This window comes from Stenotrophomonas sp. ZAC14A_NAIMI4_1 (assembly GCF_003086915.1).
Taxonomy (GTDB): Bacteria; Pseudomonadota; Gammaproteobacteria; order Xanthomonadales; family Xanthomonadaceae; genus Stenotrophomonas.
On sequence record NZ_CP026002.1, the window covers coordinates 417,381 to 431,320 of the forward strand.

A 13,940-nucleotide genomic window follows, 5' to 3' on the forward strand; every position below is an offset into this window, starting at 1 on the left:
AGGGCATCAGCGGACCGGCATGCCCGGCTGCGCGCCGCTGTCGGCGTCCAGCAGCGCCAGCGCGCCGCCGTCGAAACCGGCCGACAGGATCATGCCTTCGCTCAGGCCGAAGCGCATCTTGCGCGGGGCCAGGTTGGCGATGAACACCACGCTGCGGCCGACCAGCGCTTCGGGCTCGCCGTAGCTGCCGCGGATGCCGGAGAAGATCTGGCGCTTGCCCAGCTCGCCGGCATCCAGTTCGAAGCGCAGCAGCTTGTCCGAACCTTCCACGAACTCGCACACCAGTACCTTGCCGATGCGCAGGTCGAGCTTGGCGAAATCATCGATGCCGATGTAGGCCGGTGCGTCGGCGCTCTTCGCGTCGTCCTTGGCCGGGGCCGGGGCAGCCGGCTTCACGGCTTCGGTCCTGGCGGCGGGGGCGGCAGCGGCGGCAGCGGCGGCCGGCTGCAGGGTGTCCTTGGAGGCGTCGATCATGGCGTCAATCTTCTTCGGGTCGATACGGGTGAACAGCGGGGTGTACTCGGCGATGCGGTGGCCCAGCAGCGGCTGTGCCAGTGCGGTCCAGTCGTTCACCGGCGCGGCCAGGAAGGCCTCGGCCTGCGCGGCGGTGGCCGGCAACACCGGCTTCAGGGCGGTGACCAGCACGCGGAACAGGTTCAGGCCCTGGCTGCACACTGCCTGCAGCTGCGCATCGGCGCCTTCCTGCTTGGCGATGACCCACGGCTTGACCTCGTCGATGTAGCGGTTGGCTTCGTCGGCCAGGGTCATGGTCAGGCGGATGGCGGCGGCCGGGTCGTTGCGCTCGTAGGCCTCACGGATCGGCGCCAGGCCATCGACGAAGCGCTGGTACTGCGCGGCGTCGGGCAGCTGCGCGGCCAGCAGGCCGTCGAAGCGCTTGCTGATGAAGCCGGCGCAGCGGCTGGCCAGGTTGACGAACTTGCCGACCAGGTCGGCATTCACGCGTGCGACGAAGTCACCCAGGTTCAGGTCGAGGTCGTCCACGCCGCCGCTGGTCTTGGCTGCGTAGTAGTAACGCAGGGCTTCCGGTTCCAGGCCGGCGTCGAGGAAGGTGCGCGCCATCACGAAGGTGCCGCGCGACTTGCTCATCTTCGCGCCATCGACCATCAGGTAGCCGTTGACGTGCAAGCGGGTGGGCGCGCGGTGGCCGGTACCGTTCAGCACCGCCGGCCAGAACAGGCCGTGGAAGTTGACGATGTCCTTGCCGATGAAGTGGTGCAGTTCGGTGCTGGTGCCTTCGCGCAGGTGCGATTCGAAGTCTTCGCCGAGCGTGCCGCACAGGGTCTGGAAGCTGGACAGGTAGCCGATCGGCGCATCCAGCCAGACGTAGAAGTACTTGCCCGGCTGGCCGGGGATCTCGAAGCCAAAGTACGGCGCATCGCGCGAGATGTCCCACGCGCGCAGGCCACCTTCGGCGTCCAGCCATTCCATCAGCTTGGCCTTCACGCCGGGCAGGGCGACATCGCCGGCCAGCCAGCTGCGCAGGAAGCCTTCGAAACGGCCGACCTCGAAGAAGAAGTGTTCCGAATCGCGGATTTCCGGCGTGGCGCCGGAGATCACCGACTTCGGATCCTTCAGGTCGGTCGGGTTGTAGGTGGCACCGCAGACTTCGCAGTTGTCGCCGTACTGGTCGGCGCTGCCGCAGTTCGGGCAGATGCCCTTGATGTAGCGGTCGGGCAGGAACATGCCCTTGGCCGGGTCGTAGAACTGCGCGACCGAACGGCGGCTGATGTGGCCGGCCGCTTCCAGCTTCAGGTAGAACTGCTCGGTCAGCGCCTTGTTGGCCGCCGAGTTGGTCGAGTCGTAGTGGTCGAAGGCCACGCCGAAGGCGGCGAAATCGCGCTCATGGCCGGCCTGGATGTTGGCGATGAAGGCTTCCGGGGTGACCCCGGCCTTTTCCGCGGCCAGCATGATGGGCGTGCCGTGGGTATCGTCGGCGCACACGAACCAGGCCTTGCCGCCGCTCATTCGCCGCGCGCGCACCCAGATGTCAGCCTGGATGTAGCCGACCAGATGGCCCAGGTGCAGGGGGCCGTTGGCGTAGGGCAGGGCGGTGGTGACGAGCGCGGTACGGGTCATGGTCGCGGGGTGCAGCCGAGGGGAACCGCAGAGTATCGCATGCCTGCAACGAGGTGACCCGGCCGGGGCCGGGTCACGGGGGGTGCTGCGCGGGCCGGGGGGCTTACTCGCGGACCCAGGTCTGGGTGCGGCAGATGAAGGCGATGCAGCCGGACACGTCCAGCTTGCCACCGCCCGGCTGCAGCTCCAGCTTGGACTTGTAGGTCTTGCCGTTGGCCGGGTCGAGGATGGTGCCGCCGGACCACTTGCTGTGGCTGCCCTTGTCCTGCGACAGGTTCCACAGGATGGTCATGCCCTTGACCGGCTTGTTCTTGTTGGCGCCTTCGCAGCCGTCGCAGACGGGGTTCGGACCCTTGTCGGACTGCAGGATCTCGACCACCTTGCCGCTCAGCCCGCCATTGGCGGCCTGGCTGATCTCCACGATCGACTTCACCTTGCCGGTCTTGTCGTCGATGGTCTTCCAGCGGCCGGCGGCGCTGTCGGCGGCCTGGGCCGACAGGGCGGCCAGGCACAGCGGCAGTGCCAGCAACAGGGTCTTGAAGGTCTTGCGCATGGTCCCCTCCCAGGGTTCATTCCGGCACGTTGCCGGTACAGGGCGACTGTATACCCATTCGGCGGGGTATGGGGAAGGGGGGGCTTTGCAGGGCTTGCAGCCCTGCACCTGCTGCAATCAACGTCAAAGGCCAGAGCCAGAGCGGTCTGCTGGGAAAGGCGAGGCGGTGTGGGCTTGCAGGACACGCCGTAAACCCGTCCATGGGGGCTCGTAGGCGCCATCCATGGCGCCTGCGGTCCTGCAAGCCCACACCGCCCCACCTCTGACAGGTTCCTGCGGCTGATGGTGGGCACGGGGTCGGATCCCGTTGCTGCGCAACGGGCTCTGACCCCTGGTGGGTAGCCTGGATGGGGTCGGAGCCCTTTCCGTGGGCAAGGGATCCGACCCCGGATCAACCGACTTCGTACAACTCCAGCGGCAGGTCGTCAGGGTCGGCGAAGAAGGTGAAGCGGGCGCCGGTGTACTCGTCCACGCGGATCGGTTCGCAGGCTACGCCATGCTCGGCCAGGCGCTGGATGAACGGTTCCAGCGCCGTCACCCGGAAGGCCAGGTGGCGCAGGCCCTGGGCCTCGGGGCGGCTGGGCCGGGGCGGCGGTGCGGGGAAGGAGAACAGCTCCAGCTGGCCGCCGTCGGGCAGGGCCAGGTCCAGCTTCCACGAATCGCGCGCGGCACGGTGGTTCTCGGCCAGCACGCGCAGGCCCAGGATGCGCACGTAGAAATCCTTTGAACGTGCGTAATCGCTGCAGATGACGGCGGCATGGTGGATGCCCAGCAGGCCGCCGGTCGCTGCGCGGGTCATGGCGTTGCCGTGGCCGGTGCCGTCGCGGCGGGCTGGTCAAGCCAGCGGTCCACCTTGCGCTCCAGCACGTCCAGCGGCATCGAGCCGTCCTTCAGCACTTCGGCGTGGAAGCGGCGCAGGTCGAAGGCTGCGCCCTGGCGCGCTCGGGCCTTGTCACGCAGGGCCAGGATGCGGCTCAGGCCCGCCACGTTGGACAGCGCCTGGCCCGGCTGGGCCATGATCCGTTCAACTTCGGCGCTGGCGTCGTCCTCGCTCATGTCCACGGCTTTCTGCAGGTAGTTCACTGCCTGCTGCTTGCTCCAGCCCTGCGAGTGCACGCCGGTGTCGGCTACCACGCGGGCCGCGCGCAGCAGGCGCGAGTACAGGTAGCCGATACGGTCGTAGGGATCGGTGTAGACGCCCAGATCGTCGCCGAGGGTTTCGGCATACAGGCCCCAGCCTTCGACGAAGGCGAGGTCGCCACCCAGGCGGCGGAAGCGCGGCAGCTTGGCCAGTTCCTGCTGCAGGCCCAGCTGCACGTGGTGGCCGGGGATGGCTTCATGCAGGTACTGCACCGGCACGCTCCAGCGCTTGCGGCTGGGCAGGTCGCGGGTGTTGACGTAGAGCACGCCCGGTTGTCCCGGCTGGCCGGGCTGGTAGGCGGCGGCAGCGGCGGTCAGTGCACGGTCCGGCTCGACCGCGCGTACTTCCAGGCGGTCCTTCGGCAGGGTGTCCAGCACCTGCGGCAGGCGCGCATCCACCTGCTGCTGCAGCTGGCGGTAGCGATTGATCAGCGCGTTGGCATCGCCGTACTGGAACTGGCGGTCGGTGCGCATGTTCTTCAGCAGCTTGGCCTGCGAGCCGCGCAGCTTGTTGTCTTTCATCACCGCAGCGATCTGCGCGCTCAGTTCCTGCACGCGCTGCTCGCCCAGCGCATGCAGCTGGGCGGCGGTCTGGTCGCTGGCGGTGGTCTGCACGATCAGGTTGGCGTACCAGCCCTGGCCGTCGGGCAGGGCGCCCAGGCCGCTGCTGCTGCGGGTGGCCGGCAGGTATTCGGTGGCGATGAAGCCGCGCAGGGCGCGGTAGGACGGCATGATGCGCAGCTCGATCATGCGCTTGTATTCGGCGCTGATGCGCGCTTTTTCCTCGGCCGGGATGTCGCTCGGCATGGTCCTGATCGGCGACCAGAAGATGCTTTCCTCGGCGGTCGGGGTGATCACCGCGTCCAGCTGCGGCAGCACCTTCTCCATCAGGTCGCGCGGCTGCACCACGCCGGCCTTCATGCCCTGGCGCATGTTGTCGATGGCCTGGTTGAACAGGTCGGGGATGCCCAGCGAGCGGCGCGACCAGGTGTCGTAATCCTTGACCGTGTTGAACGGCTGCGCGCCTGCGCCGGCGCCGAGGATCGCCATGATGCTGCCGATGTTGTAGTACTGGCTGATCGGCATCATCCAGCTCGGGTAGCGCTCGGCCGCCAGCGAGGCGCGCGCATCGCGCACGAAGATTTCGTAGCTGAGCAGGTCCTGGCCCTGCAGGCCGTCACTGCCGACCTTCTCGACCTTGCCCAGCCATTCGGTGGTGAAATCGTGCGACTGCTGGCGCCATGCGGCCGACAGGATGTTGGGCAGCTGGTCGTTGTAGCGGGCATCGCCCTGGAAGGTGGCCTGCAGCGGGTTCAACCGCATCGAGGCGTCCCAGTATTCGTCGTACAGGCGCTCCAGCTGTACCTGCCTGGGCACGGCGCGGGCCGGTGCCACCGGGCGCGCGGCGGCGCGGCGCGTGGAGCTGCCGCGTGCCGGGGTGGCGCGCGCGGGCTTGGCCTTCGGCTTGGCGGCCTGCCGGGTCTGCGCGGCGGCGGGGCGGCTGGCCTTCTTCTTCGCTGCCTCTGCCGACGGCACGGCACTGAACAGGAACAACGCGGCGATGGCGGCGGCCAGGGCGCGGGTGGGATACGGCATCAGGAGCTTCCGTGGAACACAGACCGTGGAGCTTGCACGATCCGGGCGCGTACGGCCAGCGTGAACGCGCAGTCAGCTTGCCGTCGCTGGGGCTTCAGTCAGCCGCAGCGGCAGCGCGCAGCTGCGCGGCGCGTGGTTCGCCCAAGTAGCGTGTGATCGCGCGCCGCATCAGGTACAGCAACGGTATCAGGGCGATGGCAAAGCCCATCTTGTACACGTAGTTGACGCTGCTGACGGCCAGGAACAGCGAGGTGGGCCATTTCTGCGGGCCCAGCACGAAGGCGATCCAGATCACCACGAAGCTGTCCACCAGCTGCGAGACGGCGGTCGAACCGGTGGCGCGCAGCCACACGTGGCGCTCGCCGGTGGCCTGGCGGATGCGATGGAACACGGCCACGTCGATCAACTGGCCCACCAGGAAGGCCACCAGCGAACCGGCGATGGTCCACATGCCCTGGCCGAACACCGCCGCGAACGCGGCCTGGTAATCCGGCACGCCGTGCGCATCCATCGAAGTAACCCACCAGCTGGCCGGTGCCAGCGAGATGGCGGCGAACGCGAACAGGAACCCATAGGCGATGAGCACCACCGCCAGCCACGAGATGAAGCGCACGCCGCGCTTGCCGAAGAACTCGTTGATGGTGTCGGTCATGATGAACACCACCGGCCACAACAGCGTGCCGGCGGTGAAGCTCAACGAACCGGTCTGGCCGAACAGGTTCCAGTTCAGTGCATCGATGCCCAGCGTGTCTTCCAGCGCGAAGATCTTCACCCCGATCAGCTCGGCCAGCACCGCGTTGCCGCAGAAGAACGTGGCCAGGATGATGAACAGCAGGACCGCGCGGTCCTGCAGGGGGCGCGCGTAGGGCGCGTCGCTGGGCGTGCCGCTCACTCCGGGCGTTCGCCGGCGCGGGTGAAGGGCACGCTGGCCGGAGCCACCGCACCGCCGGAAATGATGAAGCTCATCGCCTGGTCGACGGTCCAGTCGGTCGGGGTGAGCAGTTCCACCGGCACGATTTCCAGGTAGCCCGAGGTCGGGTTGGGCGTGGTCGGCACGTACACCGCCGCCAGTTCGCGGTCGGTGCCCTGTTCCTTGATGACCCGGGTGACCAGGCCGACCGACTTCATGTCACGGTGCGGGAAGTCGATGAGGACCACGCGCTGGGTGCTGCCCGGTTCGGTCTGCAGCATGTCCAGCAGCTTCTTGGCGCTGTCGTAGATGATGCTGGCCAGCGGGATGCGCTTGATGATGGCGCCGACCCAGCGCAGCAGGCGCTGGCCGACCACGCGACGGCTGGCCACGCCCACCGCCAGGATCACCAGCAGGGTGGCCAGCAGGGCGATGGTGTCCTGGATCCACTCGGCGTGGACCCAGCCCAGGTAGTGCGGGAAGCTGGTCGCGATCTGCTCGGACAGCGGCGCCACCAGCGGGCTGGAAATGCCCGACAGCAACACGAAGACAAACTTCACCACGACCCAGGTCAGCCAGATCGGCAGCAGGGTCAGCAGGCCGGTCAGGAACAGGCGCTGCAGGGAAGGGCGGGGGACCAGGGCGGGGGCTTCGAGCGACATGTGCGCATTGTAGCGGCCGATTGCGCTGGATTACGCTGGAAGGTCGGGCGGGAGCCAGACAGGGAACGGATGCTGTGTTGAGGATTCTGCGCGGAGTGGGCTGGGCCCTGCTGGGGCTGGTCGTGCTCGTGGTGCTGTTGTGGAGCCTGTCGCGGCTCTGGCCGCTGCCGGCCGCCCAGCGTGAACAGGTGCGCTGGCTGGAGGACGTGCAGCCGGCGCCGGGCAAGAACGGCTTCGCGCTGCTGTGGACGCTGCCCTTTGATGGCCTGGACCCTGCCCAGCGTGAGGCGGCGTTGGCCGTGGACGTGCGGCGCTGGCAGGCGGGCCCTGCGCCGCGGATGCCCGATTCGGCGCTGGCGGCCACGCACCCGGCCGTGGCGCTGGATCCGAGGGGGAAGTGTGGTCCTGCCGCAGGCGACTGCCTGGCAAAGGTGCGCGCCGACCTGCAGGGTTTCAGTGCTGCCCATGCCGGCCACCTGCAACTGCACGCGCGGTTGGACAGCCTTGCCGATGTCGACAACGTCGATACCCCGTTCGTTCCGTCGGGTACGGCGTGGCTGATGCCTCTGCCGAACTACGCGTTGTTGATGGATGGCACCGGCGCGCATGCGCTGGCCTACGTGCAGGGCGACATCGCCGGCGCACTGGCTGGCAGCTGCCGATCGGTGCAGATGGGGCGGCGCCTGATGCGCGGTGGCAACACGCTGATCGACAGCATGATCGGCGCGGCGGTGGTGCGCACCCATGTGCAGCTGCTGGCCGCCATGCTGGCCGAGCTGCCACCGGACCAGGTGCTGCCGGCCGCCTGCGAGCGCGCGCTGCAACCGATGGATGCCGATGGGCAGAGCCTGTGCAGGGCGATGCAGGGCGAGTTTGCGATCAGCAAGGCCGCCATCGATGCATCGCTGCAGCAGGCCGGCACCGTGCTGATGCTGGATCGCGAACACACCCTGGGCCGCATCGCGTTGAACCTGGGATGGGCCTGCGACCCGGCCACCACCGGCCGGCTGGCGGCCGACATGCCGGTTGTCGTGGGCAGCGTGGGCCGATGGGACGTCGGCTGCCTGTCCAACATGATCGGCTGTGTCCTCAGTGACATCGCCGCGCCGGCCTACCAGGATTACGCCGCACGCAGCCAGGATGCGGCGGCGTGGCTGCGCCTGCTGGGCGCCCAGCGTTGGCTGCGGCAGCAGGCGGATGCACCGGAGCAGGCGTTGCAACGCTTGCCGGCGCACTGGCGCTCACCCTCGCGGACGCTGGTGCTGTCGGCCGATGGAAGGCACCTGCAGGTGCCGCGACGGGCGCGCGACATGCCGGCCGGGGCAGCGCCGCTGTTGTCGGTGCCGCTGTAGGTCAGGCGGCGCTGGCGCGCGCCTGCGGCTTCAGGCGCACGTAGACCTGCTTGCGCACGCGGGCGACGACTTCGCCGGAGGCATCGACCACGTCGTTGCTGAACCAGCGCAGCACCTTTTCGCCGTTGGCCGCCTCGGCGCGCAGCTCATCCAGCACCGCCTCGTCGATATGGAAGGCGGTGCGGACGGTGCCGCGCCCGGGCTTGAGGAATTCGATGGCCCCGGCGCGATCCCACACGTAGTAGTCGCGGCCCAGGGTGTGCATCAGGCCGAGCATCCAGAACGGATCGGTCATCGCGAACAGGCTGCCACCGAAATGGGTGCCGACGTAGTTGCGGTTCCAGGGGCGCATCCGCAGCTCCACCTCGATCTGCCGGTAGTCCGGTGTGATGCGGGTGACATGGATGCCTGTGAACAGGAACGGCGGCCACAGGTTGATGCCGAGGCGGAAGGTGCTGGCTTTCATGGGCGGGCGGGGCGCGGGGGCGAGGACTCGAGTCTAACCATTCGCATGCGTATGTTGAACCCCGGCCCGCCATTCGTAGAGTCGAGCTTGCTCGACTGCCTGCGCCGTGGCTGTTCGTAGAGTCGAGCTTGCTCGACTGGCTTTCCTACATAAGCGGCCATCGACACCATCCATACGGATAGTCGCCCAACCGAGACGCCAGGCCGGCGCGTACCGGATTGCCCATCACATAGAGGACCTGCTGGCGGATATCGTGCTCGTCCCGGATCCAGTGTTCGTAGTAGCCGCGTTGCCAGACCGGCGCACGTCTACCGAGTGCCGCGTTGATGGCAATGGCCGACCGCGACTTCAAGGACTGCACACACGGCCCCAGCGCACCTTCGCGCAGTTGCATGACCCAATGGAAGTGGTTGGGCATGATGATCCAGGCAAAGGATCTGCTTGCTCCGCGCGCGTCACTGGCCTTGAACTGATCCATCAGCACGCCGGCACATTCCGGTGCGGCAAACAACGGCCGGCGGCCTGTAGCCACGCTGGTGATGACATAGAAGTGGCCAACCACTGAGGTACGGCAACGCAGGAGGGCGGGACTGGGCATGGCCCAGAGTGGCGGATCACTTTGGAAGTGGCCCTAGGGAAAAGCGGAATCTGCTGTCGGTGGAATCGAGGAGAGCAGTCGAGCAAGCTCGACTCTACGGGCACAACGGCAACGGCCAGTCGAGCAAGCTCGACTCTACGGGCACAACGGCAACGGCCAGTCGAGCAAGCTCGACTCTACGGGCACAACGGCAACGGCCAGTCGAGCAAGCTCGACTCTACGGGCACAACGGCAACGCCAGTCGAGCAAGCTCGACTTTACGGGTCACCACTCATGGCATACCCGTCACGGCCATTGTCCTTGGCGCGGTACAGCGCGGTGTCGGCGCCTTCGACGAAATGGTGGGGATGCAGACTGCCATCGGGTACGCGCGTGTACACGCCGATGGTGAGGGTGATGCCGGCACCGCGGCCGTCGCCCGGGGGCGGCAGTGCGCGCACGCCGGCGATCAGGTCTTCGACCACCAGGCGCGCGCCATCGGCCGGGGTGTCCGGCAGCACCAGCGCGAACTCGTCGCCGCCATAGCGTGCGGCCATGTCGCGCGGGCGTCGTGCATGTGCAGCGATCAGCCGCGCGACATCGCGCAGCACGCCGTCACCGGCCTGGTGGCCGTGGCGGTCGTTGTGATGCTTGAAATGGTCCACGTCGATCAGGGCCAGGCTCAGCGGCTTGCCACTGCGTCGCGCGGCATCGCATTCCTCCTGCAGGGCCTGTTCGAAACGCAGGCGATTGCCCAGCCCGGTCAGCGCATCGCGGTTGGCCTGGCGGTGCCAGGCCGAGATGCGCCAGACCGCCCACACCAGCAGGATCAGCAGCACGCCAAGCAGGGCGCTGGCCGGTGCCCACCACAGGTTGCCCACGCGCAGCAGCAGCCAGCCCAGCAGCGGAGCCAGCGGCAGTGAGCACAGCGCGGCCAGCCACGGCAGGCGCAGGCCGAGCAGCATTACGCACAGCGCCGCCATCAGACCGGACAGCACGTCCTGCGCGATGCGCGGCAGCACGTTGATCTGCTTGTCCTGCAGCAGCATCGAGGCAATGTTGGCCTGGTACTCGCTGCCGCTCATCCAGTACTCGCGGGTGGTCGGGGTCAGCAGGCGCGGTGCGATGCCGCTGGCGGTCATGCCGACCACGATGCGGCGGCCATGCAGCAGCGACGCGTCGACCTGGCCATCAAGCACATCGGCGTAGGAGACGTGCGGCAGCCGCTCGGGCGGGCCGGCATAGCGCACGCGCACGTAGTCGTCGCGACGCCATTGATAGGGCGATTCGAGTGCAGGCGCAGGGTCGGCGAGGCCATGCATGCGCTGGGCCGGGAGGCCGGACAGCGCCAGCCCCAAGGCCGGCCAGTGCGGCTGGCCGATGCCGGCGCGCAGGTAGACACCGCGCGCCACGCCATCGCCATCGACTTCCACGTCGCTGTGGCCGATGGCTGCTGCGCTGGCGGCGATCAGCGGGATGGGCAGCAGTTCCTCGGCCAGGCGGTCGCCTGCCGCCGGCGCCGCCAGCACCGGCAGCACCACGCGGCCATTGCGTCGGATGGCCGCGGCCAGTTCGGCATCCTGGCGCGCGTCGCGGCGATCCGGCTCGGACAGCATCAGGTCCAGCGCCACCCGTTCGACACCGGCATCGGTCAAGCGGTCCAGCAGCCGTGCATGCACCGAGCGCGGCCACGGCCACTGGCCGATGCGCTGCAGGCTCTCTTCGTCGATGGCCACGATCAGCACGCTGGGGTCGGGGCGGTAGTCCCAGTCGCCCACCAGCAGGTCGTAGGCGGCTTCATCCTGCCGCCACAGGAACTGCCCGTGGCTGACCGCCGCCGTGGCGATGCCGGCCAGCAGGGCCAGCAGGATGCGCCGCGACCAGGGCAGGGGCGAGCGTCTCACAGCAGCAGCCACAACAGCAGGGCACTGCCGCCGGCGCCGTAGCACAGCCGGCACGGCAGCTTGACCTGCTGGGCGGGTGAGAACGGACCGGCGTGGCCGTCGTCGTCGATGTACTGCACGCGCACGTGCAGGGTGCCGCGCCACGGTCGCTTGAAGCTGACCTGCGGCTGCGCCAGCGTTTCATCCACCAGCGGCGCCTTGAAGTCACCGCGGCGGTCGACCTGCACGCGGTAGCGCTGGCCTTCGCTGCCGGCCTGCCAGCGCAGGGTCAGCTCGCCGTGGGCAGCTTCGGGCGGCTGCAGGGCCGGGTCGACCGGATCGTCGGTGAGCTGCAGGGGCAGCGCCTGCCCGAACGGCCCCTGGTGGCCCTGGCCATCGCGCGAGGCAACGCGCCAGAAGTACTGGCCCGGCGGCAGCGGCGTGGCCAGGCGCAGGTCGGTGCCAGTACTGGCCTGCTGCTGCAGCGGTTGCAGGAAGCGTGGCTCGCCGGCGATCTGCAGCACGCTGCTGCTCGCGCCCGGGGCCTGGGTCCAGCGGAAGCGCGGCCGGTCACTGTTGACGGACTGGCCGTGCAGGGGCGACACGGTCAGCGGCGGTGGCGGCTGGTCGCTCAGCAGGAAATCGGCGCTGGCATCCAGGCCTTCCACGCCCTGCACATCGACGGCGCGCAGCAACAGCCGCAGGGCGCCGGGCGGCAGGTCGTCGATGACCAGCGAGGTGCCGGCGGTGGTGGCCGCGAACAGCAGGATCTCCGGCGTGGCGGCCAGCACCACTTCGACCCGGTAGTGGTCGGCAGCGGCCACCGGCTCCCATGCCAGGCGTGCCGGCAGCGGCGCCAGCGTGGTGGCATCGCTGCGCAGCCGCGGCGCGGGCAGCAGCGCGGATACGGCTTCAGGTGCCGCATCGGCGCTGGCGCTGCGGCTGGCCTGGCCCGGGCGCACCAGCCGCTGGCCGTGCGGATTACCCACCTGCACGCGGCCTTCCAGTACTTCGGTGGCACCGACCTGCGTGCCGTCGCCGGCACTGACCCGGAACACCGTGCCGCGCACGCTGCTGGTGGCTGCGGGGGCATCGATGATGTAGCGCGACGCCGGGCCGCGGGCGGGAGTGACGCGGTTGCTGGCCCGGCCCTGCTGCAGGCGCACGCGGGTATCGACCATGCCGGTGCGGCCGTAGCGGCTCAGCTGGTCCAGGCGCAGCCGCGAGTGCTCGCGCAGCTGCAGGCGCGAGGCATCGGCGAATTCAAGGGTGACGCTGGCATCGCCCGCCGTCTGCACGGTGTCGCCGATGTGCAGCCGCTCGCCGGCGAGCAGGGCACGGGTGGCACTGCCATTGGCAGCGGCCAGCTGCACGGTGCCGCGCACGGCCAGCACGCGCGCGGGGGCCGGTTCGACCCGCAGCCAGCTGACCGGGAAGCGCAGCAGCCCGCCGGGCGGCAGGCGGTAAGGGTTGTCGATGCGGTTGTGCTGTTGCAGCTGTTGCCAGGGCACGTCCGCCTTCAGGTACAGGCCGCCCAGATCCCAGAGGGTATCGCCGGGGCGGACCCGGTAGTTCCAGTCCTGTGCGGCGGCGAGGCCGGGCAGCAGGAGCAGGGCGCACAGCAGTGCGGCGAAACGGCGGGCGAGGGATGACGACGAACGGCCAACGGTCACGGAGTGCTGTCCCGGCTGTGCGGGGGCGCAGCTGCAAGACCCCATGGCCCCGACCTCATCCCCCCGAATGGATCGTAGCGGCCAAAAGGCCGCTACCGATCACATTATTGCCCGCGTTCAGTGCAGGAATTCTGAACGGAGCGTGCCTTCGTTCAGAACAGCAGCGAGGCCATCTTCCGGCGGTAGCGGCCGACCAGGTCCTCGTCGGAGATGACGTTGAAGGCATCGATCAGCACCTTGCGCGGCAGGCCTTCGGCGAAGGTGCGGTCGATCCGCAGCATCTCCAGGAACTGCTCGAGCGCGGCTTCGTCGTGGCCGCCGAGCAGCAGCTGCACGCCGCGCAGATGGTGGGCCTGCAGGTCTTTGCCATCGGCGGCGATGCGGGCATCCAGGGCCTCGGCCGAGGGCGCATCCTTCAGCGCGGTGGCGAAGGCCAGGCGCGCACGGCCGCGCACCGCGCGGTCATCGGTGGCCAGGTTGGCGGGCAGGGCATCGATCAGCGTGCCGGCCTCATCCACGCCACCCACCTGCAGCAGGGCGAGGGCCAGGTCCAGCTTCAGCTCGTCCTTGTCCGGTTCGGCGGCGATCTGCGCACGCAGCACGTCCACCTGCGCCTGCGGGTCCAGCGGCGCCTCGTCTTCGGCCACGGTATCGCCGATATCGGCCGGCACGATGCCGTGCTGGGCCAGGAACTCGCGCAGCTGGCCTTCGGGGATGGCGCCGGGGAAGCCGTCCACCAGCTGGCCGCCCTTGACCAGGAACACGGTCGGGACCGAACGGATCTGGAAAGCGGCAGCGATCTGCTGCTCGGCGTCGACATCGACCTTGGCCAGCTCGAACGCGCCGTTGTACTCGGCCGCCAGCTTTTCCAGCATCGGGCCCAGGGTCTTGCACGGGCCGCACCAGGTGGCCCAGAAGTCCACCAGCACCGGCGTCTGCAGGGATTTCTGCAGCACCTCGGCCTCGAAGGTCGCGGTGGTGGCGTCGAATACGTGTGTCGTCGTCTCGGTCATGGGGGAGATATCGCCTGG

12 protein-coding genes are annotated in these 13,940 nt (G+C 68.8%); 1 reads left to right on the forward strand and 11 read right to left on the reverse strand.

The window, feature by feature from the left end; translation table 11 throughout:
- Nucleotides 1-6: 6 nt before the first annotated feature.
- From metG to C1926_RS01865, 6 genes are all read right to left on the reverse strand, one after another.
- A complete protein-coding gene (gene metG, locus C1926_RS01840; RefSeq protein ID WP_108758078.1) occupies nt 7-2,097 on the reverse strand; it encodes a methionine--tRNA ligase in 2,091 nt (696 codons plus the stop codon).
- Nucleotides 2,098-2,200: 103 nt separating this feature from the next.
- Nucleotides 2,201-2,650, reverse strand: coding sequence for a DUF2147 domain-containing protein (locus C1926_RS01845; protein ID WP_079222704.1), 450 nt, complete (start codon nt 2,648-2,650; stop codon nt 2,201-2,203).
- Between the two features lie 391 nt (nt 2,651-3,041).
- Nucleotides 3,042-3,449, reverse strand: a complete 408-nt coding sequence (locus C1926_RS01850) for a VOC family protein (RefSeq protein ID WP_108758079.1) — start codon at nt 3,447-3,449, stop codon at nt 3,042-3,044.
- The gene (locus C1926_RS01855) at nt 3,446-5,386 is read right to left on the reverse strand and encodes a DUF885 family protein (protein ID WP_108758080.1); all 1,941 of its coding nucleotides are present in this window, start codon (nt 5,384-5,386) and stop codon (nt 3,446-3,448) included. The genes C1926_RS01850 and C1926_RS01855 overlap by 4 nt, the downstream gene beginning before the upstream one ends.
- Before the next feature lie 94 nt (nt 5,387-5,480).
- A complete protein-coding gene (locus C1926_RS01860; protein ID WP_108747133.1) occupies nt 5,481-6,278 on the reverse strand; it encodes a queuosine precursor transporter in 798 nt (265 codons plus the stop codon).
- Entirely contained in the window at nt 6,275-6,958 is a 684-nt protein-coding gene (locus C1926_RS01865) for a DUF502 domain-containing protein (protein WP_108758081.1), read from the reverse strand. The genes C1926_RS01860 and C1926_RS01865 overlap by 4 nt, the downstream gene beginning before the upstream one ends.
- Nucleotides 6,959-7,032: 74 nt before the next feature.
- On the opposite strand from C1926_RS01865, the gene C1926_RS01870 reads away from it, so the two are divergent.
- Nucleotides 7,033-8,310, forward strand: a complete 1,278-nt coding sequence (locus C1926_RS01870) for a hypothetical protein (RefSeq protein WP_108758082.1) — start codon at nt 7,033-7,035, stop codon at nt 8,308-8,310.
- Nucleotide 8,311: 1 nt separating this feature from the next.
- Here the strand turns inward: C1926_RS01870 and C1926_RS01875 are convergent, their stop codons facing one another.
- The 5 genes from C1926_RS01875 to trxA form a co-directional block, all read right to left on the reverse strand.
- Nucleotides 8,312-8,776 (reverse strand): DUF4442 domain-containing protein, encoded by a 465-nt coding sequence (locus C1926_RS01875; RefSeq protein ID WP_108758083.1) that lies wholly within the window; start codon nt 8,774-8,776, stop codon nt 8,312-8,314.
- Nucleotides 8,777-8,921: 145 nt separating this feature from the next.
- Nucleotides 8,922-9,374 carry a transposase gene (locus C1926_RS01880; RefSeq protein ID WP_108758084.1) on the reverse strand — a complete coding sequence of 151 codons (453 nt, stop codon included), beginning with the start codon at nt 9,372-9,374 and terminating at the stop codon, nt 8,922-8,924.
- A gap of 257 nt (nt 9,375-9,631) precedes the next feature.
- Nucleotides 9,632-11,257 carry a CHASE2 domain-containing protein gene (locus C1926_RS01885; RefSeq protein WP_108758085.1) on the reverse strand — a complete coding sequence of 542 codons (1,626 nt, stop codon included), beginning with the start codon at nt 11,255-11,257 and terminating at the stop codon, nt 9,632-9,634.
- Nucleotides 11,254-12,954: a FecR domain-containing protein gene (locus C1926_RS01890; RefSeq protein WP_108758086.1), complete on the reverse strand. Its 1,701-nt coding sequence runs from the start codon at nt 12,952-12,954 to the stop codon at nt 11,254-11,256. Before C1926_RS01890 ends, C1926_RS01885 begins: the two co-directional genes overlap by 4 nt.
- Before the next feature lie 107 nt (nt 12,955-13,061).
- On the reverse strand, nt 13,062-13,922 hold the full coding sequence (gene trxA / locus C1926_RS01895; RefSeq protein WP_108758087.1) for a thioredoxin: 861 nt from the start codon (nt 13,920-13,922) through the stop codon (nt 13,062-13,064).
- Nucleotides 13,923-13,940 lie beyond the last annotated feature (18 nt).

What these genes read in the sequence shown, in the direction of transcription:
- C1926_RS01845 (WP_079222704.1), bottom strand. Translation starts at nt 2,650, where the DNA reads ATGCGCAAGACCTTCAAGACCCTGTTGCTGGCACTGCCGCTGTGCCTG.
- C1926_RS01880 (WP_108758084.1), bottom strand. Translation starts at nt 9,374, where the DNA reads ATGCCCAGTCCCGCCCTCCTGCGTTGCCGTACCTCAGTGGTTGGCCAC.
- trxA (WP_108758087.1), bottom strand. Translation starts at nt 13,922, where the DNA reads ATGACCGAGACGACGACACACGTATTCGACGCCACCACCGCGACCTTC.
- C1926_RS01875 (WP_108758083.1), bottom strand. Translation starts at nt 8,776, where the DNA reads ATGAAAGCCAGCACCTTCCGCCTCGGCATCAACCTGTGGCCGCCGTTC.
- metG (WP_108758078.1), bottom strand. Translation starts at nt 2,097, where the DNA reads ATGACCCGTACCGCGCTCGTCACCACCGCCCTGCCCTACGCCAACGGC.
- C1926_RS01865 (WP_108758081.1), bottom strand. Translation starts at nt 6,958, where the DNA reads ATGTCGCTCGAAGCCCCCGCCCTGGTCCCCCGCCCTTCCCTGCAGCGC.
- C1926_RS01850 (WP_108758079.1), bottom strand. Translation starts at nt 3,449, where the DNA reads ATGACCCGCGCAGCGACCGGCGGCCTGCTGGGCATCCACCATGCCGCC.
- C1926_RS01890 (WP_108758086.1), bottom strand. Translation starts at nt 12,954, where the DNA reads ATGGGGTCTTGCAGCTGCGCCCCCGCACAGCCGGGACAGCACTCCGTG.
- C1926_RS01855 (WP_108758080.1), bottom strand. Translation starts at nt 5,386, where the DNA reads ATGCCGTATCCCACCCGCGCCCTGGCCGCCGCCATCGCCGCGTTGTTC.